Genomic DNA, 22,432 nt, shown 5'->3' with positions numbered 1-22,432 from the left:
CGAGGACAAACAGGTGACCGAGCCGGTGGGGTCAGTTGCGAAGACGACGCCCGGACAGGAGGGTGCCCAAGCCGCGCCACCGCGTGACGGCGATCAGCGCTGCCAGGCCCAACAGTGCGGCCAGGGCGTCCAGCGACATGCTCCCGCCGCCCGACATGGCAGGGCTTGCGTCCGCGCGATAGCGCGGCGACGCCCACCCGTCGACGTAATCGAACAGGTTCTTCACGCTGTTCGAATACGCTGCCGCACCGCCCGTGTTCATGCAGTTGCCACAGGGTGTGAAACCATGGGTTGCGCCTTCGATGAACACCAGATCCTTGTCCTTGGCTGCCGACGCGTCGAACTCTTCTTCCGAGTCCCGGATGAAGAGATAGCCTCCCATCCCCATGACCAGCGTTGGCACCGAGATCGCACCCAGCGCGCAGATTGTCGAATTGTTGCTCGAACAGTGCTCGATCCCGTCCAGCGAGTTCGTCGAACGCACCGCCTGGGTCGACAGGAAGGATCGCAGCGACAACTGTTTGGTGCCGCGGTTGAACGACATCGTCGACGCCAGGGCATCGGGCTCGACCGGACTGACAGTCGTAATGAGTTGTCGGTCGATCGAGCCATCGTTGCGGATCAGTTTTTGTGGGCGCTGTGTCTTGCGCAGGGCGATCTGCGGGTCGAGACTATGCAACTGCGACGCGCCCCCCGGCCCGGCTCCCGGATTGCCGCCATGGGGTATCGCGAATTGATCGTTGTCAGGGTAGGGACCCTTGCCGGCGGCGATGTCTTTCGTGCGCCGATCGGCATCCGCGATCAAGGCGTTCATCCGGCGCGACTGGGCAGCGAAGTAGCGGGCCTGGAAGTCCGGCGAGTAGGTCGATGCACCCGCCGGGTTATAGCCATTGGCTGGACTGTAAAGATTCAGCGCCGGATCGAACATGCCCGGGGTTTCGCGCAGTACCGAACCGTTCAGACTGCGCAAAAGAATAACGGGTACGCCAGGGTGTGCATCCGCAAGCACCAGACCGTCAGCCGGGGGCAGGTTTGCCAGATCGTTATTGCACGGAACGATCTTGCGCGCATCCTGACAGAAGCCAATTCCTTTCTCGGCAACGGCCTGATAGAAGCTCAACGTCGGCCCGCCGCCGCTATGGCCAAACAGGATCACCTTCTCGATTCCAGGCTGCTTGCGCAGATACTCGACCCCCACCTTGACGTCGAGCGCGATGCGGTCCCAATCGATCTGGAATTCATTGTTCTCGTAGCGGGTGTTCATGCAAAACACGGCGTACCCGCGCCTGGACAGTTCGCCGCAACCGATATGGCTCAGGTAGTTGGCCGTCCGGTGCACGATCAGGAAGGCGACTTTGGGGTTAGGGTTGGCGTCCGGTGTGTAGTACAGGGCTTTGACGCTGCCGCTGGCGACGTAGGTGGGGCGGCTCTGCGCCTGGGCGGCGCCGCCTGCGCTTGCGCATGCGATCGCCGCCAGCGCACAGGCCAGCATGCTGATGGGTTTCATTGCCCTGTCTCCTGACCGTTTTCTTTATGCGCCGCCGCGATCAAGTCGCGAGCGTGCGTTGCTGCCGGCATTCGAGAATTTACTTAGCTCTCTAATATAGATTAGGAGCGGGGCAAGGCCATGTCAAGCAGGCTGCTGCAGATGAACGAGGGGAGTTACCCTTGGATCACAGCACTCCGTTGCCGCGTCTGGGGTGGCGCTGAAGGAGGCGCTAACGTGCGTGACCCGGCCGAACGCCGGGCAACTCCAGGCGTGGTTCGATCTGGCGTGGCAGTTCGGCGCGCAAGAAGTCCACGACCACGCGCACCCGCCGCGGCAGGTGTTCGCGCGATGTGTACACCAGCCAGATGGCCGCTTCGAAATCCGTGACGGTGGCTTCATGTCGCGGAAACAGATCCACCAGCGTGCCTGCCGCCAGGTCGGGCTGGAGCAGCCAGTCGGCAAGCAGCACCGGCCCCATGCCATCTCGCGCCGCCTGGAGCAAGGACAAGGCCGATGAGGCCGCGAGCCAGCCCGTGACCGGCACCTTCTGGATTTCCGCGCCGGCCTTGCCGCGCTCGCGAAACGACCAGTCGTTGGAATAACCAGGCAGCGCAATCCGCAGGCAGGCATGTCCCGCCAGGTGCGCCGGGGTCTGTGGGGTACCGTGTCGTCGAAGATAAGCGGGGCTCGCGCAGACACGGTAGCGCGATGCGCCCAGTCGCACGCCCACCAGCGAACCGTCGAGCGTCGGGCTCTGACGCAGCGCGACATCCACATGCTGATCGATCAGATCGACCACGCGGTCGTTGAAGCGCAAGTCCAGTTCGACTCCTGGATGCTGGCGATGGAACGGTTCCAGCAAGGGCAGCACCAGCCTCTGGCCGAGCGCCACCGACGCGGTCAGACGCACCAGGCCCCTGGCTTCAGTGGTGCGGGTCTGCAGATCGTCGGCGGCGGCGTCAAAGGCATCCATGACGTCGCACATGCGTGCAAAATATTCGGATCCGGCCGCGGTCAGGCCAGCCTTGCGTGTCGTCCGGTGCAACAGGCGAACGCCCAACTCGGCTTCGATGCCTGCGACGGCACGGGTCACCTGCGACGTTGCAAGATCGAGCTTGCGAGCGGCTGCTGCAAAGCTTCCTTGCCGCGCTACCTCGATGAAGATTCGTAGATGCTGTGTGTCCATGGCATTTTCATTGTTGCTCGATCCGCAGCGGTCCGTTGCTCGGTCTGGGCTGGGCTCCGACACTGCGAACGCAGACAATGCTCACTACGGCCCGACGCGGGTTCGTTGTCATGCAAGGAATCACCAAAGATGAAACGTTTTGCGCTAGGGACCGCCATTGCTGTCGCGCTGGCCGTGTTGGTATGGCGGCTCGCTGTGGCACAGGAGCCCAGGCCCGCCTACCTTCAACTGGCCATCCTTGACATGGACGCCACCCGGCTCGATGCCTTCAAGGTGGCTGCCGCCGAGCACGCCGCGGCGGCGGGTCAGGCCGAACCCGATCTGCTCGCCTTGTATGCCGTGTCGGAAAGAGACAACCCCGGCCGCGTTCGTGTGCTCGAAATATACGCCAACGAAGCGGCCTACCGCGCGCATCTTGCCTCGTCGCATTATCAGACATTCGCATCGACGATTCGGCCGATGCTGACCGACCGGCGGCTGCTGGCTTTGCAACCCGTTTTCATCGGCACCAAATCGGCCTTGCCGTCGTCGCCGCAGGTACGTGTCGCGGAATTGGACATCGCACCGCAACACCTGGCCGCCTACACGACAGCCGTACGTGAAGAGATCGCCGATTCGATCCGTCTCGAGCACGGCGTGATCGCGATCCACGCCACGGCACTGGCGAGCGATCCCGCCAAGCTGATGTTCCTCGAGATCTACGCGGACGAAGCCGCCTACCAGAGCCACATCGCGTCGCCCCACTTCAAGAAGTACGTGGCCACGACCGCGTCATTCATTACCGGCCGCCGGTTGATGGTGACCGAACCACTCGTTCTCTACAAAAAGCCCCAATGAACCCGACGTCGCCGGAGTCGCTGATGCATCGCTTTATGCGTTTTTCATACAAAGTACGGCCTGCCACGGTGCTGTGTGCAATGCTCTCTATCACGCCCGCAGCGTCCATGGCGCAGGCTGTCACTTCGAGCCAGGCCACGACCGCGGCGCCCGTTACCGCCATTTACGTGTCTGAATTCGAAGTCACGGATCCCGAAGGCATCAAGCCCTACAGCGCCGGTGTCGACGCCACCTTTGCTCCGTTCGGCGGCCGCTACATCGTTCGCGGCGGTACCGTGGCGTCGCTGGAAGGCGGCGCCACCAAACGCGTCGTGATGATCCAGTTTCCGAGCATGGAGCAGGCACGCGCGTGGTACGACTCGCCCGCCTACCGGGCGCTGCGGCCGATCCGTCATCAGTCCGCGACGTCGAAGGTGTTTATCGTGAACGGGGTGACGCAGCCGTAGCCAGGCGCGGCCTACTTCACGGCCGCCTGCTTCATCGCCGCTTCATAGAACCTTGCGTCGTAGTACGTCCCCGGCGCCTGCAGCGTCTTTTTCGGCACGCCCCATTTGCTGCGCAGCGCAAGCACCTGCGCCAGGCCTTCGGCGTCCAGCGCCGCCCGCTTCTGAAAACCTGTCTTGGGGTCAACCAGGACGTCATAGATCTTCTGCGCATCCGCGTCGCCGGTGTTGGGGACGTTCTTCTGCAGGATCGCAATGACGTCGTTCCGATTGCCAGGGGCCAACAGCCAATCGACGCCCTGCACATAGGACCGGATATAGGCGGTCAAGGCAGGGCCGTTGGCCGCTGCCCAGGATTGCCGGACACCTGCCACGTAGCCTTGGTAGGCGCCAAGCTCGGTCGATGCAGTCGCCAGCACCTTGTATCCCTGGGGCACCGCTCGCAGCTCGAACGGCGACACCAGCATCGTCGCGGCATGCTTCTTTTCCATCAGAGCATTGAAACGTTGCACGACGCCGCCCGCACGCTCGATGCTGAAGTCGGGCTCGCGCAGGCCGGCGCGGTCCAGCAGTTCGAACAGCACCAGTGCATAGCCCGTATTGCGCGCGTCGACCGACAAGGTCTTACCGCGCAGTGCGGCAATGCTCGGGATGTCAGGTTGCGCGACCAGTTTCAGAAAGCCCCGGTCGCCCCCCATCACCGCCATCACGTCGCCCTGGACGCCCGGCTCTTCGCCTTGCCCTTCGCGATAGGCGACCAGGTTGTCCATGGCCGTCATGGCGATGTCGAAGGTGCCATCCAGCAGCCCTTTCATCTGGAAGACAGACGTGGGCGTGGGCGTGACCTTGATGGCGATCCCGTTGGCCTGAAAGAAACCCCGGTCCTGGGCCACCCAGATCGGCAGGTTGAAGCCGCCGGGAAAGACGATGACTTCAAGCGGCCTGGTGGGGGTGGAAGACGGCCCGGCCTGGGCGTGCGCGGTGGCCGGAAGCAAGGCCGCGAGCAGGGGAAAGGCGATGCCCAGACGGGCAAGGCGGTGGCGCATGGAATGCATGGAAGTCTCCTGCGATCCTGAGGACCGCTCGTTATCGTTGTAGCGGGTCGCGCATCGACGAGTGTGGAGCGTGCGGATGCCTGGCGTCCAGACGCGCCGGTTAATTGTTTGCTATTGCTGCCGTTTATAGTTATTGCCTTGCAGCAGACCGGCTATGCTGTGCCCGGTCCGGCCGTGATGCCAGTCCATTCCTTAACCTGAACGCATCGCCAAGCATGAATTCAAACGAAGAAACGCGAAAAGTCCTTGACCATTGGCGCGAGGCCGTCCCTGACGATCGCCTGGCCCACCTCGTGAAAGATGCGACGCGCGCGTTGGTGCGCGGGCTGCAGATGCGGTTGACCGAGCATGATGTGTCTTTCGGGCACTGGGCGTTCCTGCGGATCCTGTGGGAGTCGGACGGGCTGACGCAGCGCGAACTGAGCGAGCAGGCCGGCGTGCAGGAGCCGACCACCTATTCGGCGATGAAGGCCATGGAAGCGCTGGGCTATGTCGAGCGCAAGCACCTGCCGGGCAATAAAAAGAACGTGCACGTGTTTCTGACGCGCAAGGGCAAGGCGCTGAAAAAGAAGCTGGTGCCGCTGGCCGAAGAGATCAACGATATCGGCACGAAAGGGCTGAAGCCGGCCGAGATTGCCACGGCGCGCAAGGTGCTCCTGACCATCATCACGAACCTGGCGGAAGATGAGGCGCATGTGAACAATGCCGAGCGGCGCATGCCGTCGACGCGTGAACTGTCGCGCCGCATCGCCGAAAGCGGCGAGCTCTGACCGCCAAGAACGCCGACCATGTCACCGGCTCGGCACGCATTGGAACGCGGCGGCCCGCTAAGGCGGGTGATCCGTACACTGATCGTCTGGATCGCGGTACTGCTGGCGCTTCAAGTCGGTGCGCCGGAATCGACGTTGGCGCTCCGTTACGACCGTGCCGCGATTGTTGACGGAGCGGTATGGCGGTTGTTGACCGGTCAGCTGGTCCACCTGAGCTGGGCGCATTGCCTGCTCAATGCGGGTGGATTGCTGGTGTGCGCAGCCTTGTTTCCCGACCGGTTCGCCCGTCGGTGGTTCTGGGTCGAAGCCCTTGCCATTGCCGTGGGCGTGGGACTGGGGCTGCTGTGGCTGGACCCACAGTTGGCTTACTACGCAGGACTTTCCGGCGTGATCTACGGTGTGCTGATCCGCGGCGCCTTGCCGTCCGCCGGACGCGATTGGCGGATGGCCATCGTCCTGCTTCTGGTGGTCGGACGGCTGGCATGGCAGCTGTGGGTCGGACCCGATGCGGCAGAAGAAACGATGATCGGCGGGAACATCATCGTGCACGCGCATGTATACGGTGCGGTGATGGGCATGGTGCTCAGTTGCTGCCCGCAAGCCCTGCGGCGGTGACAGACTTGGCAAACCGCTGCATTTCTTGCCGGATGTGGGCGGCATAGGCGTCGGCCGGCATGTCGGCCGCCTGGATGCCCAACTCGTTGAAGCGCGCCAGGGTGTCGGGTTGCCTGAGGGCATCGGCCAGGGCATTCGACAGGGTGCGGATGACATCGGGCGGCGTGCCCTTGGGGGCAATGACGCCGATGTCTGCCGACACGTCGTAGCCGGGCACGCCGCTTTCGGACAGGGTGGGCAAGGAGGGTGCCTGCGGCGCACGCCGGGAGGTGCTGACCGCGATCATGTTGAGCCGGTTGCCGCGCACGAATCCTTCAATCGATGGCAAGCCGGCAAGAATCATGTCGACCTGGCCCGCCACGACCGGGCCCGAGGGCTGTTCGCGAAAGGGCACATGCAGGATGTCCATGCCTGTCGCTGCCTTCATCTCCTTGAAGGCGATGTGGTGCAAGGACCCCACGCCAATCGTCCCGTAGGTATGTTTGCCGGGCGCGGCTTTGACCATGGCCACCAGTTCCTGAAAGGTCTTGGCAGGCACATTCGGGTTGGTCACAAGGAACAGCGGCGCAATGCCCAACATCCGCACGGGGGCAAAACCCGTGGCGGCGTCGTAGGGCAGCTTCTTGTAGAGCGTCGGGTTGATCGTCAGGGGGCTCAGATCCAGCAGCAGGACCGTATAGCCGTCAGGCGCGGCTTTGGCGACCGACTCCGTGGCGATGATGCCGCCCGCGCTGGGCTTGTTCTCCACCACGACAGCCTGGCCCAGGGACGTCGTCATGTGCTGCGCGACGATGCGGGCGATGACATCCGGCAGGCCGCCCGTGGGCGCGGCCACCACCATCTTGATCGGCCGCGTGGGGTAGTTTGTATTGGTCGATGCAGCATAGGCCGGCGTGAGTGCAAGAGTCAGCAGCGTTGCGCCAAGGGCGCGTATCCAGGGCAGGGCAGACGGCATGGGGTACCTCCAGAGAACAGGACAGCATCGATCGCCAGGCAGGATCAGGCGGGCTGCCGCGTGCGCAGGTGCGCGATCACGTCTGCCAGCGCCATCACGTCGGCATACTTGGCCTGCAGATCGAACAGGCTTTGTTCATGAGACGCCTGCGAACGATCCCCGACCCCTTCCCGGACGACGATCGGGCGCAGGCCGTTCTGGACAGCATCGACAACGGTCGCACGCACGCAGCCGCTGGTCGTGCAGCCCGTCACGATGACGGTGTCCACCCCTTGCGAGACGAGCCGCGACAGCAGATCGGTGCCGAAAAAGCATGACGCGTACTTCTTGATCAGGATCGGCTCGCCGGCCTGATAGTCGACGCGCGGATCGAGAGCGACATCGTGACTGCCTGCACGCAGCGTGGCCGAGCCTTTCATCTTGAGGCCCCACACGCCGGCGTCGGCAAGACCGGCGTCGTCATAGGCCGTCGTCGTAAAAAACAGGGGCAGACCTGCATCGCGCATCAGTGGAATGAGCTGGTTCGATGCGTCCACCTGCGCGTCCAGGTTTGCACCCAGCGGCCGACCTGGATCGGTGAAGCCGTTGATGAGATCAACGACAATTAAGGCGGGCCGCCTGCCGAATCCCAGCGTCTGGCCAAAGCCGCGTTGCTCGAAGAATGCCTGGTCGCTGCCGGCCGCTGTCGTCGTTGTCATCGCTTCTCCCGTCATCAGCCGCGCGTGCGGCATCAGGGGTCATTACAGGCGCGCGACCACCAGGCGTCCAATACGCTTTTGCACTGGCAGCCATACGGTAAAGCGCAGAACAGGCGTCAGGGCGACAGCACGAAACGGCCAAGCCGCTCCCGGATCATGCCAAGACATTGCGCCACGAGCGCGTCGCGGAATCCGCGCGCACTGTCCGGGCCGGTATCCGCGCGCCGCTGCACCAGGCACAGCGTCATCGACATCGACGGAACGAGGCGGCGGGCGACGAGCTCGCCGGTGTCCAGTTCACGCGCGACGGACCCGTAGGGGATGACGCTGGCCGCCCAGCCGCGAAGCAAAAGGTCGCGTATCCCTGCAATCGATTGCGTCTCATACGCCACCCGGCAGTGCAGACCGTGCGACGCCGCAGCGTCTGCCAGCAGACGTCGTCCCACATCGCGCTCACCGCCCATGGCAAGCTCGAACGTCAGGGCGTGCTCCAGCGAGACCGTATCCCCCGGCGGCGCGCCGTCCGCCCGCATGACCAGCGGTATCTCTTCGACCAGCAAGGGGTCGACGGTCAGGCCTGGCCGCATGGGCGCGCAATAGGCCAGCGCCAGGTCGATTTCCTGGCGCTCCAGCGCGTCGACCAGCAGAAAGCTGGGCTCCTCGCGCAGCTTCAGCGCCTGTCCGGGGGACGCCGTGGCCGCCCACGCCATCAGGTCGGCGCCGATCAGGTGGACCAGGCTTGCCGTCAGCCCCAGCGTCAAGGGACGGCTACCGGTGCCGTGCAGCTGCCTGACGTCCGACTCCGTGCGCTCCAGCAATGCAAGCATGTCCTGGGTGCGTTGATAGAGCAGTTGCCCTGCCGGGGTGGCGTCCACGCCGCGCGAATGACGATGCAGCAGCGGCACCCCAAGGTGCGCCTCCAGCTGTCGCAGCTGAGTGCCCAGGGCAGGCTGCGCCACATGCAATTGCTCGGCGGCACGCGTAATGTTGCGTGTCTCAACCACTTTGGCGAAGTAGGTCAGCTGGCGAAGGGTAAGCATCGTGATGTGATCCGTGCGAAGACCGAATGGTAGTGCACGCCGGGCGGGTCGAGGTAAGCTCAGCCATGGCCAAAGATATCGACCTCAATCTTCTGCGCACGCTCGAAGCGCTGCTGACAGAACGTAATGTGACGCGCGCCGCCGCGATGCTTGGCACGACGCAGCCCGCAGTGTCGGCGCAACTGGTGCGGCTGCGCAAGATGTTCGACGACGACTTGCTGGTCGCCAGCAATCGCGGCATGACGCCGACCCCGCGGGCGCTGGAGCTGGCGCCCGAACTCAGCCAGCTGCTGGGCGGCTTCCGGGCGATGGTGTACCCCGAAGAGTTTGATCCGGCGACGGCGAACGCCACGATACGCGTCAGCGCCAGCGATGTCGCGCAGGGGCAGCTGGCGCGCTGGTTCGGGGACCTGAGCCGCCGCGCCCCCGGACTCAAGGTCGACTTCGTGACCGGAACGCGCAGTGCGCTGATCGATATCGAAAGCGACATGGCGCGGGGCGATGTGGACATCGGGATCTCGCTGCTGACCCACTTCGAAGGCCGGCTGCATGCGCGCAAGCTGTTCGACGAGCATGTGGTGTGCGTCATGCGCAAGGATCATCCGTTCACGCGGGACACGTTGTCGGAAGAGGACATGGCGGGTTTTCGCACGGTCATGGTGGCGCCGCTAAGCAACGAGTTCCCGGGCATGCTGGAAGCCCTGAGGAAACGGCCGGACTTCATGCCGAACGTGGTGGTATCGGTCAGCACCTTTCTGGTGGCGGAGCAGGTGCTTGTCGAAAGCGACTTTGTTGCGCTGCTGCCGGCGCAGGTGGCGCGCCGCATGCCGTCGCTCAAGCAGTATCCGGTGCCTTACGCCTTGCCGGCCATCGAGATCGGGATGGGCTGGCATACCCGGACGCATCGAAGCGCCATGCATCGCTGGGTACGGGACGAAATGACGACAGAGTTGACGCACGCCCAGGGCAGGGGCTAAGGCAGGTCGATGTCCTGCATCAGATAGGACAGCGTCTTGCCGTGCGCATCCAGCGCAAGCGAGATCGTCACCCCGCCGCCCAATGCGTTCTGGATGACAAAATTGAGCGCCCTCATTTTTGGCAGCGCATAGCGGGTGACCGGGCCGGCGGCCACGTGGGCGTAGGCGGCGGCCACGCGGTCGGTGGTCAGCTCGCCTTCCAGCCGCAACCACGCGGCGTCGTCGTAGGCAATCACCGATACGTTGGACGTATTGCCCTTGTCCCCGGCGCGCGAATGGCCGAGCTCCAGCACCTTGGTCATGACGAGGCTCCTTCCATGACGATCTCGGGCCGCACGTGCCCGCGTGGCAGCAGCAGTGATTTGACCCCAATCACCTGGCGCACGGCGTTGGTGCCGCCGCCACCACCCGCCGGGCCGTTGACGTTCAGCGTCCGGACTTCGAAGCCCACGGCTTCCGCGGCTTTGCGGTCGGGGCTGCGGGCGGCCACACGCAGCCTGACCTCATAGGGTTCCGGACGGTCCGGTGCGTCGCCATGCAGGCTCGACACACCGATGTAGTCGACACGGATCTCCGGGTACTGGAAGCCGCGCAGGGCAAGCCGTTCCCGCACGATCTGCTCTGACAGCCGTGCGCGGGCAAGGGCGTGGGGTCCGGCGTAGCCGACCTCGCCTTCCCCTATCCAGCCATCGTGGTAACCGACAACGACCTTGTAGGTGTCGGTGCGGGGCTGGGCGCGCGCGCCTGTCATGCGCACGCGGTCCGGTCCCAGCTGCTCGAACGCGGCCTCGGTAATGTCCAGCACGCAATCGGGCGTGATGTAGCGGGACGGGTCGTGCAATTCATAAAGCGCCTGTTCGGTGCACGTGGCGACGTGGAGCCGGCCACCGGATCCGTCGACCTTGCCGAAGGTGACCTGGCCGTCGTGGCTCACGTCAGCATACGGAAAGCCCAGGCGCGCCAGGCCTTCGACCGGCTTGCGGGGGAAGTCGGCAAAGCAGCCGCCCGTGAGCTGGGCCGCGCATTCCAGAAGGTGTCCGGTGAAGGTACCGGCGGCCAGGCGGGGCAGGTCATCGTAGGACCACCCCAATCCATGCAGCATGCACGCCAGGAACAAGGACGGATCGGCGACGCGCCCCGTGACCACCACCTGAGCATCCGTATTCAGCGCGGCGTTCACGATATCGGCGCCCAGGTACGCGTTGGCAGCGGCCAGGCGCGGCAGCAGCGATTCGACGGGCTCACCGCTTTCGAGCAAAGGCAATTGCGGGTTGGCGCGGATGATTTCCGTGACGTCGTCGCCGACGACGGCGGCGACGCGCGGCGCAGCCAGGCCCATGTCCCTGGCTTCGTCGCGGATCGCGCGGGCAGCGGCGATGGGATTGGCTGCGCCCATGTTGGTCACGATGCGGATGCCGCGGCGCAGGCATTCCGGCAGGACCAGGCGCATGCGTTCCGCCAGGAAGGGCGTGTAGCCGGCCGCCGGATTCTTCAGCCGGGCCAGGGTTTCGCGAGCAATCGTCCGCTCGGCCAGACATTCGAAGACGAGGTAGTCGATGTCGCCTTTCTCGGCCAGTTCAAGGGCGGGCTCGAACCGGTCATCGGAAAAGCCCGAGCCCGCGCCGATGCGGATGCGTGGTCTGCCTGTCATGCGGTCACTCCGGTTGGATGCCAGCGGCCTGGATGATCCGCGCCCACTTGTCGGTCTCGGACGCCTGGAAGCGGCGCAGCATGGCGGCATCGCCGTACGACACCTCGGTGCCGGTCTTTTCCATCAACTGCTTCAATTCCGGCGAGCCCATGGCCTGCTTGAGCAGGTCGCCCAGCCGGGCAGCGATCTCGGGCCGGGTGTTGCGCGGCAGGTAGGCGGCCGTCCAGTACGACATTTCATAGCCCTTGAGGCCGGCCTCGTCCATCGTGGGCACGTCAGGCAGTATGTCGAGACGCCTCGTGCTGGTCACCGCCAGCCCGCGCAGCTTGCCGCTCTTGACGAGGCTGAGCGCCGACGAGGTATCGACGAACATCACCTGGATCTGTCCGCCGACGAGGTCGGTCAACGCATTCGGATTGCTCTTGTACGGGACGTGGGTGATGTCCACGCCGGCCACCTGCCGGTACAGCTCGGCGGACACGCGGGATGACGAACTGCCGCTGCCGAAATTGAGTTTGCCCGGCTCGCGGCGGGCCTGCGCGGAGAAGTCGGCCACGCTCGCCGCCGGAAAGTCCGGCCGCGTCACCATGACCAGATAGCCCTTGCGCAGCAAGGCCACCGGCGTGAAGTCCTTGACCGGGTCGTAGGGAACGTTCTTGAAAAGGTGCTCGGCCGCGGCATGTGTGCTGTTGGTGGTGAGCAGCATGGTGTAGCCATCGGGGGGCGCATTCGCGACCGCCTGGGCGCCAATGAAGCTGTTGCCCCCTGGCCGGTTATCGACCACCACGGTCACCTGATTGGCCTCGCTCATGGTTTGGGCCAGCGCGCGGGCCACCTGGTCGGTGCCGCTTCCGGCTGCGAAGGGCACGACCATCTTGATGGGTTGACCGGCCGCGGGGTAAGTCTGGGCCATGGCAGGGGCCGAGGTGAGTGCCGAAAGCAGCGTGGCAGAAAGGACCGCCCCTGTCAGGCGCGTGCGGCAGGCAAGCGTAGGCAACGTCATGCAACAGTCTCCTTGAGCGCGTCGGTCGCCAGCCAGGCAAGGCCAGGTCCGCACGGATTGTGCACGCAGTGTAGGAAGCGCAGACTGATAGGAGAAGTGAATTTATCGCATCGGTTTGATGCGTCCTGGTCATCGATGCCGACCCTGCCTTGACGAGTTCATTCATGCCCGTTTCCCGAACCGCCCTGACCGTCAACGAACTCGAAGCCTTCCTGCTGCTGGCCGAGACCTGCAGCTTCCGGCAGGCTGCCGACCGGTTCCATGTCTCCCAACCCGCGCTCAGCCGCATCATTCAGTCGGCCGAACGCAAGCTCGATGCGCGCCTGTTCGATCGCAGCACGCGCCATGTCGCGCTGACGCCATCGGGCGAAGAGCTGCTGCCCATTGCGCGGCGGATCGTTGCGGAATTCCACGACTCGCTCAGCGACCTGTCGGAATTCGTGGCGGGCCGAAAGGGGCGCATCACCATCGCCTGCCTGCCATCGGCGGCAGCCGCACTGCTGCCACGCGCCATGCTGGCCTTCGAGCGCACCCACCCCCGTGTCGCCTTGACCCTGATTCCGATGTCGGACGAATATGTGCAGGAGCGGGTGGCGGACGGCCGTGCCGACTTCGGCATGTCGGTCGCGCCAACCGCGCCTGGTCCGGTGGCGTTCGAGCCCGTCGCGCAAGATGACTTCGTGCTGATCTGCAGTGCCGGCGATCCGCTGGCCACGCGCCGCCGGGTCGACTGGCGCGTGCTGGCCAGCCGCCCGCTCGTGGCCAGCGGCGCATCAAGCAGCATCCGTCCGCTGGTGGATCGCGTGCTGGCCGAGACGGGGCTCGCCATTTCGCCCAAGTACGAAGCCACCAACATTTCGGTGGTGGGCGCCATGGTGGCGGCCGGGCTGGGCGTGGCGCCGGTACCCCGGCTGGCGCTGTGTCTCATGGACGTGAGCGGCCTGGCCGTGCTCAAGCTGGGCCGGCCGGCGGTGCATCGCGAACTGGGCATCCTGACGCGCAGCGGGCGGTCACCCTCGGCCGCGGCGTCGGCATTTCTGGTGACCTTGCGGGCTGACCTGGGCGCGCGCGCCGCGCTGCCAGGGAACGATATTTCGCTGCGCGGAACGCGTTCGGTAGGCGATTGACGTGGCGGGGGCCCCTTCCTAGCATGCGTAGGCCAAGGTCCGCCAGGGCCATTCCATTCATTCCCCACGACGACCGAACAATAACGATAGACGGAGACCACCGTGCCCCACCTGTTTGTCCCTTACCGCTTTGCGAGCGCCGCGCTGGCGCTTGCCGCCACCGCGATTCCGGTTTGCTTCACCACGGTCGCGGTTGCCGCCGACTTTCCGACGCGTGCCGTTACGCTGGTCGTCGGCTACACCCCCGGCGGCGCTATCGATCAGTCAGCCCGCCTGGTCGGCAGCGAACTGGCCAAGCGGTGGGGCCAACCGGTTGTCATCGACAACAAACCGGGCGCCAACGGCACCATTGCGGCCGGGATGGTGGCGACGGCCAAGCCCGACGGCTACACGCTGCTCGTGACCGCGACGAGCCACAACCTGAACAAGTTCGTGAACAAGAATCTGCGGTATGACGTGACGACCTCATTCACCCCCGTGGCCCTGACAGTGGAAGTGCCCAACATCCTGGTGGTCAGCGCGGCCTCGCCCTATCGCAATGTCGGCCAGTTGCTGACGGATATCCGCGCGGGCAAGAAGCCCTTCAGCTACGCCTCGCAAGGCATTGGCGGCGTGCCGCACCTGGCCGGCGAACTGTTCAAGCTGCGCACCAACACCGACATCCTGCACGTTCCGTACAAAGGCGCGGCGCAGGGGATGACGGATCTGGTGGGCGGTGTCGTGGACATGTCGTTCCCGTCTCCCGCATCCGCCACGGCCTTCATCACGCAAGGCAAGCTGCGAGCGCTGGCGGTCGCGTCGAATCAGCGCATCGCGCAATTGCCCGACGTGCCGACATTCGCCGAGGCGGGCGTCGCGGACTACGCGATCAGCACCTGGCACGGCATTCTTGCGCCCGCCGGGACCCCGCCCGAGATCGTTGCAAGAATCAACAAGGACGTGACCGAGATCGTGCAGTCGCCGGAATTTGCCAGCGCGCTGCAGGCGCAGGGCAGCATTCCCGCGCCGCCCCTCAGCCCTTCTGCGTTCGGCGCCAAGCTGGCCAAGGAATTGAGCGCGTTCGAAACGCTCTCGAAAAAAGTGGATCTGAGCGGAACCTGATGCAAGCGCACACCCGGGTGGCCGCCAGGTCGCTCGGTGAATACCCCTAGCACCCTCACGCGTCGTTTGAAAGGAATCCGAAAGGCGCGGTTCCCTGCAGTCATCCCCATGGACACGACGCGGCATGGGCTACCTGATCGAATCCTGTTGACGACCGCAAACTTCGGCCGACCGCCAGCAGGGCACGTAGTTGATGCCGTCAACTGGTTAATTGATGAGCACAACGAATTTTGATACATGCACGCGGCGCATCAATGCATGTCAAAGATGCAATGGAGGAAAAACAGCGCCTGAGCCTATGATCGGTCTCGCTGCGCGCCGGACCGGATTGCGCGCAGTCATGACAACGACGGCGCCGCATGCCGCGCGCGCCGCATGGAGACTGCTATGACCGTACGACATCCTTCCCGCGTCCTGCTGGCGCTGGGCGTGGGCGCGTTGACGACCGCCCTGGCCGCCTGTGGGGGAGACGGCGATGACGCGCCCGCCACGCCTGGGCCCACCGCCACGCCGCTGGCGGCCTGCATGGCCTTGAACGGAACGTCGGTTGCGGCGGCCGACCTGTCGCTGCCGACACGCGGCGCGTTGATCACCTCGGCGGCGCTGGTGCTGGCAACTGACACGGGCAACACCAACGGTGAATACTGCAAGGTGCTGGGTGCGATCAAGCCCATGGACGCCACGGCGCCCGATATCCGCTTCCAGGTCAACCTGCCCAGCACCTGGAACGGCAAGGCCCTGCAGTTTGGCGGGGGCGGCTACAACGGCAGCATTCCCAATACCCTGACCAAGGCGCCACTGGGTTCGGACACGGCGCCCGTGCCGCTGGCCCAGGGCTACATGACCTTGGCCAGCGATTCGGGGCACCAGGCCGCCGATTCCGACGACGCATCGTTCGCGCTGAATGACGAGGCCTTGCTGAACTACGGCTACATGCACATCAAGAAGACGCGCGACGTGGCCGTGGCGCTGGCCCGGACGCGTTACGGCAGTGTGCCCAAACGCATGTACTACGCGGGCGGATCGACCGGCGGGCGCGAAGCACTGACCGCTGCGCTGCGTTTTCCTGAAGCGTATGACGGTGTCATCAGCAACTATCCGACGGCGAACTTCCTGGGTCTGCGTCTGTGGGGCGCGGCGCTTGCCCGCGCGGTGTACGACAACAATTCGGCCGGGTGGATCCCGCCCGCCATGGTGACCGAGATCGCGAACCGCGCGCTGCAGCGGTGCGATGCGCTGGACGGCGTGGCCGATGGCCTGGTCAGCAACATGCCGGGCTGCCGGGCGATCTCGGCGCAACTGGTCACCGATCTGAGCTGCAAGGCGGGCGAGACGGGCAATCCGGCCACCTGCCTGACGCCGGTCCAGATTTCAAAGACGCTGTCGGTCTATCACGACGGCTACACCTTGCCGTATGCGTTCGCCAACAACATCACGCGCTACCTTGGCTATAACAGTCTGGAAGGCATCACGATGCAGTTGGGATCGCAGGCCGCCTACATCGAGCCGCCGGTCAGCGGACCCAACGCCCACCATGTCAGCCGTGCCGACCAGTTCGTGAAGTATTTCGTGGCCCGCAATCCGACCTTCAACCTGCTGTCGCTGGATATTCAGAACCCGGGCATCTACCAGAACCGCATCGTCGAGCTGTCGGACACCATTGGCGCCACCAGCTCGGACTACACGAAGTTCAAGGATCGAGGCGGCAAGGTGCTGTGGGTGCAGGGCCAGGATGACCCCAGCGTCAGCCCCTATGCGAACGCCGAACTGTACAGCGCGGTCGTCACGCGTTACGGCCAGGCGGCAGCGGATGCCTTCATGCGTTTCTACCTGATCCCAGGCCTGGCGCACGGCAACGGCAAGTTCCTGCTGGCGTGGGACAACCTGGCGATTCTTGATGACTGGGTCGAAGGCAGGCAATCGCCGCCCGCGACGCCCGTCGGCTTCGACAGCAACACCGCCACCAAAGGCCGGTCGCGTCCGGTGTGCGTGTATCCGACCTGGCCCAAGTACAACGGTGCGGGCGATGTGAACGCAGCGGCCAGCTACACCTGCGCCCGTTCCTGATCGCCGGGCGGCATTGACCCTTCCATGGCCTGTCCGACCGTTTACGCGGCCGGCCAGGCCATCGTCGTCATGATGGCCAGCTCGGCCTGGCGGGAGTCCAGCCGGGTATGTTGCACAACGATGGGCACGTCGGACCGGATCACGCTGGCGTAGTCGGTGCCCAGCGGCACGGTCTCTGGTGTCGTCAGGTCGTTGAACCGCATGTGCAGGGTGCGCCGCGGCGCGATGGTCATCCGGTAAGGCCCGACCGGATCGCGATCCGAAAAGAAGAGCGTGACCTCGACATTGGCGGGTGCATCCCCGGTGTTCAGCATGCAGGCCGTTTCATGGCTGATGAAAGCCTCGTCACTGCCGGTGCTGCCCGGCGGGATATACCCTTCAGCAATGACCCAGGTGGTTTTTCCAAGATGTTCCATGCGCGCTCCTTGTGGCTGACGAACGTCGGCCTTCAAGAATAGGTGGCCGCGCGGGCATGAAGCCAGCAACAAGGCGCAAGCCACGGTAACGAGCGATCCGGGTAGCGTCCTTTGCAGGCCTGTTCATCCACCCATCACGCGCCGGGCGCGTCGGGCAGCAGCAGTTCAAAGGTCATGCCGTCCTGGGCCGTGCCCGCCGTGCCGCGTTGCGAACTGAAGTACAGCCGCCGGCCGTCGGGGGAAAACGCCGGTCCGGTCACTTCGCTGCGGTCATGGCCCATCAGTCGCAGCACGGGCTGGCTGCTGCCATCCCGCCGCAATACGGCCAGTTGCATGTTGCCGCCGTCTTCGGCGATCACGATGTCGCCAAAAGGCGTGGCGGTGATGTTGTCGGGCTGGGAGAAGGTGGGCAGGAAGGAACCATCAGGCTTGCCATGGTGGCGCACCGACAGCGCCTGCCGGTCGATGTCGAAGGCCCAGATGCGGCTGTCGTACGACGTCACGAAATAGACCGTGTGCCCGTCGATCCACATGCCTTCGGCTTTCTCGAATGCGGTGCCGGGCACGGGTTCGCCCGCCGCGCGCAGTTGCGCGCGCACGTGCTGCTGCCCTTGGCCCGGCTGGCGAACGGTCTCCCAGGTCACGGCCATCGGCAGGGCGCCGACGCCCAGCCGGTGCGTCATCCCGGTCGCGTTGGTGTCCCGGTGCAGCCCGGCGATCCGCATAACCTGCAATCGTCCGTGCTGATACCCGACGGGGCTCGACGCGCCGGCGGGCCAGTCCGCATTGCCGCACACGTAGCGATAGACGCGTCCATCGGGTGCGTCTTCGGTCATGTACACGACGCGCTGGACCGCGTCGATGCAGACCGCTTCGTGCGCGAACCGGCCCAGGCCCGGATGGACCTTGGCTCCTGACGTCCCCGCGTCTGCCGCTCGATGGGGATCACATTCCCAGACCTGTCCGGCCACGTCGACCGAGGTCTCGAATTCTTCGCACGACAGCCACGTCTGCCAGGGCGTCGGGCCGCCTGCGCAGTTCAGGCTGGTGCCGCGCAGGATCGGATAGGCATCCACCAGTTGACCCGCCGCATCGAAGGCGAGCGCGCTGGCGCCGCCTTGCCCGTCGGGAAGCTCGGCATTGCTCGCATATACCCAGCCGCCGTTCTCGCTGGCGAAACATGCGCCGCCGTCCGGGGCCCCGTGCCACAGGAAGTTGCGAGCCGCAACCGGTGCGGCGCCGCTGCGCGCCACCAGGCGCAACTGAAAGCCGTCGGGCAGCATTGCGCCGTTGCGGTCCGGCGGACGCAGGTCCGACAGCCGCGCCAGCGGATTGAAGGCCGCGCCGCGCCGATGCGCAAGCGGCAGGCCAACACCGTCAGATGCAGCGGCGGCGGCCCAGGCTGCCGATGTGCCCCAGGGGGACATCGACGCCGTCAGGGATGCGGCGCCCGCTGCCAGCATGGCGCGGCGCGGAAGAGAAGGGGAGGAGGATAGGCACGGAGGCTTGGACATGGCACCACGGTAGCAGTCCCTTACCTGCTCGGCCATACGCCATGCGACATGTTGGGCGTAAACCCTGTGAAGGGAGTGGACTCGTCCGTGAGTTTGTGTGAAGTAGACTGAACTCAACCGCAGGCGCCGAGCCGGATGGCGTGTCTGCGCGTAATGCTGTTGGTTTTGCTGAGGTAGCTATGTTTTCCAGTCGCGTAGTGGTCGTCGGTGCGTCCGCCGGAGGCATTGCCAGCCTGATCGAACTGGTCAGGCAGTTGCCTGCGGACCTGCCCGCCGCCGTGCTTGTGGTGCAGCATCTGGCGCCGCACCACCCAAGCGACCTCCCGTCCATCCTCAGCCGCGCCGGCGCGCTCGAAGCGGTGCATCCGGTGGACGGCGAGACGCTGCGGGACGGGCGCATCTACGTGGCCCCTCCGGATCGCCATTTGCTGATCGAAGACCACCACATCGCCGTCAAGCGGGGTCCCAAAGAGAACCGCTTTCGTCCGTCGGTCGACGCCCTGTTCCGCTCCGCTGCCTACACCTTCGGGGAACGCGCGATCGGCGTGGTGCTGTCGGGTGCGCTCGATGATGGCACGTCGGGCCTTTGGAGCATCAAGCGCCTTGGCGGCGTCACGATCGTACAGGACCCGGCAGACGCGCAGTTCGATTCCATGCCGGTCAGTGCGCTCGAGCAAGTCGAGATCGATCACATCGTTGCCGCCGGCGCCATGGGCAAATTGATTTCAGCGTTGATCGCGGCCCCCGCCGCGCAGGCGTCGGACAAGAGCGACGACGATGTCCGCAAACGGCTCGCTCTTGAGACATCCATCTCGTCCAATGGTGACGCGTTCGCGAAAGGCGTCACCGATCTTGGCGACTACACACCGTTCACCTGCCCCGAATGCGAAGGGGTACTGATCCGTGTGAAGGAAGGCCGGAACGTGCGGTTCCGGTGTCACACTGGGCACGGATTGTCCAGAGAGGCGCTGCTATACGGCGTAGTCGAGAAAGTCGAGATGCGGTACTGGGACGTGATGCGCAGCCTGGAGGAGGCGGCCATGCTGCTCGAAGAGATGGGGCATACGCTCGATACCAACGGAGAGAGCCGCGCGGCGTCTCGCTTTCGGGAAAACGCCAAAAAGGCAGCCCGCGAGAGCCGGCAGGTACGCGACCTTGTCCTGGGCGATGACGCGCTGGGCGGCGACACGCTGCTGGAGGACGCGGCGCGACGCCGTTCCTGATTCGCCGGTCGGTATCGCCGCAGCACATCCGTACCAAAGCCGGCGTTTCGTTCTATCGACCGGGCATCGATCCGTTCATAGTTCGCACCAGCCGCGCCGGTAGTCGGCGCGCCCACGGAGCGCACTCATGTACCTCGTATCGATCGCAGTCGGCGTGCTGGTCGGCATCCTCTATGCCTTGCTGCACGTCCGTTCGCCCGCTCCCCCTGCCATCGCCTTGCTGGGTCTGCTTGGCATGCTGGTGGGCGAGCAGATCGTTCCCATCGCGAAACGCCTGATCGACGGCCAGCCCTTGTCGCAGGCCTGGTTCGTGTCGGAGTGCGCGCCGCACATCACGGGCGTGACGCCCAAGCCACCAGTGGCCGCGGCGACGCCTGCCGCCACGGCATCCACCCCTCCCACGGACCGGACATCATGAGCGCATCCCTGATCCTGATCAACGGCCGTTTTCATACGGTCGACCGCGCGCAACCGCGCGCCGATGCCGTCGCCATGGCCGATGGAAAGTTTCTTGAAGTCGGTGATGCGCAGGCCGTCATGCGCCATCGCGGCGACGACACGCAGGTCGTCGACCTGGGCGGGCGCACCGTCATCCCGGGCTTGAACGACTCCCACCTGCACCTGATACGCGGTGGCCTGAACTACAACCTTGAACTGCGGTGGGAAGGCGTGCCGTCGCTGGCCGATGCCCTCCGTATGCTGAAGGATCAGGCGCAGCGCACGCCGCATCCGCAGTGGGTGCGGGTGGTGGGTGGCTGGACCGAATTCCAGTTTGCCGAGCGCCGCCTGCCGACGCTGGATGAGCTCAATGCCGCGGCGCCCGAGACCCCCGTGTTCGTGCTGCATCTGTATGACCGCGCGCTCTTGAACCGCGCGGCGCTGCAGGCCGTCGGTTACACCCGCGACACGCCCAACCCGCCGGGTGGCGAGATCCGGCGCGACGCGTCGGGCAATCCGACCGGCATGCTGATCGCGCGTCCGAACGCCATGATCCTGTACGCCACGCTGGCCAAAGGTCCGACCCTGCCGCGCGATCATCAGGTGAACTCGACCCGCCAGTTCATGCGCGAGTTGAACCGGCTGGGCGTGACAAGCGTGATCGACGCCGGAGGCGGCTTTCAGAACTTTCCTGAAGACTATGCCATCGTCGATCAGCTGGCCCGTGAAGGGCAGTTGACGGTGCGCATTGCCTACAACCTGTTCACGCAGAACAAGGGCGCCGAACTGGAAGACTTCCAGTCCTGGACCAAGCAGATCGCCCCGGGCGACGGCGATGATTTCTACCGCCATAACGGGGCAGGGGAGATGCTGGTCTTTTCGGCGGCCGACTTCGAAGACTTTCTGGAGCCGCGCCCCGAGCTTGCCGCGGGCATGGAAGACGAGCTGGAAAAAGTGGTGCGGCATCTGGTGGGCCAGCGTTGGCCCTTCCGCCTGCATGCGACCTACGACGAGTCGATCAGCCGCATGCTCGATGTGTTCGAAAAGGTGAATCGCGAGATCCCCTTCGATGGCCTGCACTGGATGTTCGATCACGCCGAGACGATCACGCCGCGCAACATCGAGCGGGTCAAGGCGCTGGGTGGCGGCATCGCGATCCAGCACCGCATGGCCTTCCAGGGCGAATACTTCGTCGACCGCTACGGCGCCGACGCGGCGCGGCATACGCCGCCCGTGGCCCGCATGCTGGAAATGGGCGTGCCGGTGGGCGCGGGCACCGACGCCACGCGCGTCGCCAGCTACAACCCCTGGACCGCGCTGTACTGGCTGGTGTCTGGATGCACGGTGGGCGGCTTGCGGCTGACGGGTCCGGAAGGGCAACTGCCGCGTGACGTCGCGCTTGAACTATGGACCGCAGGCAGCGCGTGGTTCTCGAACGAACAGGCCAAAAAGGGACGCATCCAGGCCGGGCAGCTGGCGGATCTGGTGGTCCTGTCGGGCGATTATTTTTCGGTCAGCGAAGAAGACATCAAATCGCTGGAGTCGGTATTGACGGTGGTCGCTGGCAAGGTGGTGTATGGCGCCGATGACTTCGCGCCCTTGGCGCCGCCGCCCTTGCCCGTGCTCCCGGACTGGTCGCCGGTCAAGACCGTGCCGGGGCACCATCGCGCGCTGGCCATCTCGCGGATGCGCGCCTTGCCGCACCTGTGCGCCGGTGCGTGCGGCGTGCATGGACACGGGCATGCCGCGGCGCGCGCTTCGGATGTGCCGGTGGCCGATGTGACGGGTTTCTGGGGCGCCCTCGGGTGCAGCTGCTTTGCCTTCTGA

The 22,432-nt window shown here is 65.1% G+C and carries 22 protein-coding genes; 11 read left to right on the top strand and 11 right to left on the bottom strand.

The window, feature by feature from the left end:
• Positions 1-31: 31 nt before the first annotated feature.
• Together IE116_RS07115 and IE116_RS07110 are read right to left on the bottom strand one after the other, a co-directional pair.
• On the bottom strand, positions 32-1,507 hold the full coding sequence (locus IE116_RS07115; RefSeq protein WP_189611035.1) for an alpha/beta hydrolase: 1,476 nt from the start codon (positions 1,505-1,507) through the stop codon (positions 32-34).
• 211 nt (positions 1,508-1,718) lie between these two features.
• Positions 1,719-2,675, bottom strand: a complete 957-nt coding sequence (locus IE116_RS07110; RefSeq protein WP_189611033.1) for a LysR family transcriptional regulator — start codon at positions 2,673-2,675, stop codon at positions 1,719-1,721.
• Between the two features lie 129 nt (positions 2,676-2,804).
• Between IE116_RS07110 and IE116_RS07105 the strand changes: the two genes are divergently transcribed.
• Positions 2,805-3,512 (top strand): putative quinol monooxygenase, encoded by a 708-nt coding sequence (locus tag IE116_RS07105; RefSeq protein ID WP_189611031.1) that lies wholly within the window; start codon positions 2,805-2,807, stop codon positions 3,510-3,512.
• Positions 3,513-3,592: 80 nt separating this feature from the next.
• Complete coding sequence (locus tag IE116_RS07100) at positions 3,593-3,958, top strand: DUF1330 domain-containing protein (protein ID WP_189611029.1); 366 nt, start codon at positions 3,593-3,595, stop codon at positions 3,956-3,958.
• Positions 3,959-3,969: 11 nt separating this feature from the next.
• Here the strand turns inward: IE116_RS07100 and IE116_RS07095 are convergent, their stop codons facing one another.
• Positions 3,970-5,010: an ABC transporter substrate-binding protein gene (locus IE116_RS07095; protein WP_229828035.1), complete on the bottom strand. Its 1,041-nt coding sequence runs from the start codon at positions 5,008-5,010 to the stop codon at positions 3,970-3,972.
• A 215-nt stretch (positions 5,011-5,225) separates the two neighbouring features.
• Here IE116_RS07095 and IE116_RS07090 point away from each other — a divergent pair, with 215 nt between their 5' ends.
• On the top strand, positions 5,226-5,780 hold the full coding sequence (locus tag IE116_RS07090; protein ID WP_189611027.1) for a MarR family winged helix-turn-helix transcriptional regulator: 555 nt from the start codon (positions 5,226-5,228) through the stop codon (positions 5,778-5,780).
• Positions 5,781-5,798: 18 nt separating this feature from the next.
• Entirely contained in the window at positions 5,799-6,395 is a 597-nt protein-coding gene (rrtA, locus tag IE116_RS07085) for a rhombosortase (RefSeq protein ID WP_189611025.1), read from the top strand.
• On the opposite strand, the gene IE116_RS07080 is transcribed toward rrtA, so the two are convergent.
• The 3 genes from IE116_RS07080 to IE116_RS07070 all read right to left on the bottom strand — a co-directional run bounded on the left by IE116_RS07080 (position 6,364) and on the right by IE116_RS07070 (position 9,088).
• Positions 6,364-7,350: a Bug family tripartite tricarboxylate transporter substrate binding protein gene (locus tag IE116_RS07080; RefSeq protein ID WP_189611023.1), complete on the bottom strand. Its 987-nt coding sequence runs from the start codon at positions 7,348-7,350 to the stop codon at positions 6,364-6,366. The two genes, rrtA and IE116_RS07080, sit on opposite strands and share 32 nt — an antisense overlap.
• A 44-nt stretch (positions 7,351-7,394) precedes the next feature.
• Entirely contained in the window at positions 7,395-8,048 is a 654-nt protein-coding gene (locus IE116_RS07075; RefSeq protein WP_189611020.1) for an isochorismatase family protein, read from the bottom strand.
• Between the two features lie 116 nt (positions 8,049-8,164).
• Positions 8,165-9,088 carry a LysR family transcriptional regulator gene (locus tag IE116_RS07070; protein ID WP_189611019.1) on the bottom strand — a complete coding sequence of 308 codons (924 nt, stop codon included), beginning with the start codon at positions 9,086-9,088 and terminating at the stop codon, positions 8,165-8,167.
• Positions 9,089-9,153: 65 nt separating this feature from the next.
• On the opposite strand from IE116_RS07070, the gene IE116_RS07065 reads away from it, so the two are divergent.
• The gene (locus IE116_RS07065; protein ID WP_189611017.1) at positions 9,154-10,065 is read left to right on the top strand and encodes a LysR family transcriptional regulator; all 912 of its coding nucleotides are present in this window, start codon (positions 9,154-9,156) and stop codon (positions 10,063-10,065) included.
• Here IE116_RS07065 and IE116_RS07060 read toward each other — a convergent pair.
• The 3 genes from IE116_RS07060 to IE116_RS07050 are packed head-to-tail and all read right to left on the bottom strand — an operon-like array spanning position 10,062 to position 12,719.
• Positions 10,062-10,367, bottom strand: a complete 306-nt coding sequence (locus IE116_RS07060; RefSeq protein ID WP_189611015.1) for an AtuA-related protein — start codon at positions 10,365-10,367, stop codon at positions 10,062-10,064. The genes IE116_RS07065 and IE116_RS07060 overlap by 4 nt on opposite strands.
• Entirely contained in the window at positions 10,364-11,716 is a 1,353-nt protein-coding gene (locus IE116_RS07055; RefSeq protein ID WP_189611014.1) for an acyclic terpene utilization AtuA family protein, read from the bottom strand. Before IE116_RS07055 ends, IE116_RS07060 begins: the two co-directional genes overlap by 4 nt.
• A 4-nt stretch (positions 11,717-11,720) precedes the next feature.
• Entirely contained in the window at positions 11,721-12,719 is a 999-nt protein-coding gene (locus tag IE116_RS07050; RefSeq protein ID WP_189611012.1) for a Bug family tripartite tricarboxylate transporter substrate binding protein, read from the bottom strand.
• A 164-nt stretch (positions 12,720-12,883) separates the two neighbouring features.
• Between IE116_RS07050 and IE116_RS07045 the strand changes: the two genes are divergently transcribed.
• The 3 genes from IE116_RS07045 to IE116_RS07035 all read left to right on the top strand — a co-directional run bounded on the left by IE116_RS07045 (position 12,884) and on the right by IE116_RS07035 (position 17,014).
• Positions 12,884-13,846, top strand: a complete 963-nt coding sequence (locus tag IE116_RS07045; RefSeq protein WP_189611010.1) for a LysR family transcriptional regulator — start codon at positions 12,884-12,886, stop codon at positions 13,844-13,846.
• Positions 13,847-13,948: 102 nt separating this feature from the next.
• Positions 13,949-14,947: a Bug family tripartite tricarboxylate transporter substrate binding protein gene (locus IE116_RS07040; RefSeq protein WP_189611008.1), complete on the top strand. Its 999-nt coding sequence runs from the start codon at positions 13,949-13,951 to the stop codon at positions 14,945-14,947.
• A 387-nt stretch (positions 14,948-15,334) separates the two neighbouring features.
• Positions 15,335-17,014: a tannase/feruloyl esterase family alpha/beta hydrolase gene (locus IE116_RS07035; RefSeq protein ID WP_229828034.1), complete on the top strand. Its 1,680-nt coding sequence runs from the start codon at positions 15,335-15,337 to the stop codon at positions 17,012-17,014.
• A gap of 41 nt (positions 17,015-17,055) precedes the next feature.
• Here IE116_RS07035 and IE116_RS07030 read toward each other — a convergent pair whose 3' ends face one another.
• Both IE116_RS07030 and IE116_RS07025 read right to left on the bottom strand, forming a co-directional pair.
• Complete coding sequence (locus IE116_RS07030) at positions 17,056-17,430, bottom strand: sensory rhodopsin transducer (protein ID WP_189611006.1); 375 nt, start codon at positions 17,428-17,430, stop codon at positions 17,056-17,058.
• Between the two features lie 134 nt (positions 17,431-17,564).
• Positions 17,565-18,893 carry an alkaline phosphatase PhoX gene (locus IE116_RS07025; protein WP_189611004.1) on the bottom strand — a complete coding sequence of 443 codons (1,329 nt, stop codon included), beginning with the start codon at positions 18,891-18,893 and terminating at the stop codon, positions 17,565-17,567.
• Between the two features lie 191 nt (positions 18,894-19,084).
• On the opposite strand from IE116_RS07025, the gene IE116_RS07020 reads away from it, so the two are divergent.
• The 3 genes from IE116_RS07020 to IE116_RS07010 all read left to right on the top strand — a co-directional run bounded on the left by IE116_RS07020 (position 19,085) and on the right by IE116_RS07010 (position 22,432).
• A complete protein-coding gene (locus tag IE116_RS07020; protein WP_229828033.1) occupies positions 19,085-20,167 on the top strand; it encodes a chemotaxis protein CheB in 1,083 nt (360 codons plus the stop codon).
• A gap of 127 nt (positions 20,168-20,294) precedes the next feature.
• Positions 20,295-20,585 (top strand): DUF1427 family protein, encoded by a 291-nt coding sequence (locus tag IE116_RS07015; protein WP_189611002.1) that lies wholly within the window; start codon positions 20,295-20,297, stop codon positions 20,583-20,585.
• The gene (locus IE116_RS07010; RefSeq protein WP_189611000.1) at positions 20,582-22,432 is read left to right on the top strand and encodes an amidohydrolase; all 1,851 of its coding nucleotides are present in this window, start codon (positions 20,582-20,584) and stop codon (positions 22,430-22,432) included. Before IE116_RS07015 ends, IE116_RS07010 begins: the two co-directional genes overlap by 4 nt.

Origin of the sequence: Pigmentiphaga litoralis (assembly GCF_014651835.1) — a bacterium.
GTDB lineage: Bacteria > Pseudomonadota > Gammaproteobacteria > Burkholderiales > Burkholderiaceae_B > Pigmentiphaga > Pigmentiphaga litoralis.
The sequence above is the reverse complement of the archived record's forward strand: the minus strand, read 5'-3'. Positions and strand labels throughout refer to the sequence as shown.

Bases quoted from the DNA above. Each gene is read 5' to 3' on its own strand.
- IE116_RS07030 (WP_189611006.1), bottom strand. From the start codon at position 17,430: ATGGAACATCTTGGAAAAACCACCTGGGTCATTGCTGAAGGGTATATC.
- IE116_RS07070 (WP_189611019.1), bottom strand. From the start codon at position 9,088: ATGCTTACCCTTCGCCAGCTGACCTACTTCGCCAAAGTGGTTGAGACA.
- IE116_RS07060 (WP_189611015.1), bottom strand. From the start codon at position 10,367: ATGACCAAGGTGCTGGAGCTCGGCCATTCGCGCGCCGGGGACAAGGGC.
- IE116_RS07015 (WP_189611002.1), top strand. From the start codon at position 20,295: ATGTACCTCGTATCGATCGCAGTCGGCGTGCTGGTCGGCATCCTCTAT.
- IE116_RS07045 (WP_189611010.1), top strand. From the start codon at position 12,884: ATGCCCGTTTCCCGAACCGCCCTGACCGTCAACGAACTCGAAGCCTTC.
- IE116_RS07090 (WP_189611027.1), top strand. From the start codon at position 5,226: ATGAATTCAAACGAAGAAACGCGAAAAGTCCTTGACCATTGGCGCGAG.
- IE116_RS07115 (WP_189611035.1), bottom strand. From the start codon at position 1,507: ATGAAACCCATCAGCATGCTGGCCTGTGCGCTGGCGGCGATCGCATGC.
- IE116_RS07075 (WP_189611020.1), bottom strand. From the start codon at position 8,048: ATGACAACGACGACAGCGGCCGGCAGCGACCAGGCATTCTTCGAGCAA.
- IE116_RS07050 (WP_189611012.1), bottom strand. From the start codon at position 12,719: ATGACGTTGCCTACGCTTGCCTGCCGCACGCGCCTGACAGGGGCGGTC.
- IE116_RS07110 (WP_189611033.1), bottom strand. From the start codon at position 2,675: ATGGACACACAGCATCTACGAATCTTCATCGAGGTAGCGCGGCAAGGA.
- IE116_RS07105 (WP_189611031.1), top strand. From the start codon at position 2,805: ATGAAACGTTTTGCGCTAGGGACCGCCATTGCTGTCGCGCTGGCCGTG.
- IE116_RS07025 (WP_189611004.1), bottom strand. From the start codon at position 18,893: ATGCTGGCAGCGGGCGCCGCATCCCTGACGGCGTCGATGTCCCCCTGG.
- IE116_RS07095 (WP_229828035.1), bottom strand. From the start codon at position 5,010: ATGCATTCCATGCGCCACCGCCTTGCCCGTCTGGGCATCGCCTTTCCC.
- IE116_RS07055 (WP_189611014.1), bottom strand. From the start codon at position 11,716: ATGACAGGCAGACCACGCATCCGCATCGGCGCGGGCTCGGGCTTTTCC.
- IE116_RS07065 (WP_189611017.1), top strand. From the start codon at position 9,154: ATGGCCAAAGATATCGACCTCAATCTTCTGCGCACGCTCGAAGCGCTG.
- IE116_RS07100 (WP_189611029.1), top strand. From the start codon at position 3,593: ATGCTCTCTATCACGCCCGCAGCGTCCATGGCGCAGGCTGTCACTTCG.
- IE116_RS07035 (WP_229828034.1), top strand. From the start codon at position 15,335: ATGACCGTACGACATCCTTCCCGCGTCCTGCTGGCGCTGGGCGTGGGC.
- rrtA (WP_189611025.1), top strand. From the start codon at position 5,799: ATGTCACCGGCTCGGCACGCATTGGAACGCGGCGGCCCGCTAAGGCGG.
- IE116_RS07080 (WP_189611023.1), bottom strand. From the start codon at position 7,350: ATGCCGTCTGCCCTGCCCTGGATACGCGCCCTTGGCGCAACGCTGCTG.
- IE116_RS07010 (WP_189611000.1), top strand. From the start codon at position 20,582: ATGAGCGCATCCCTGATCCTGATCAACGGCCGTTTTCATACGGTCGAC.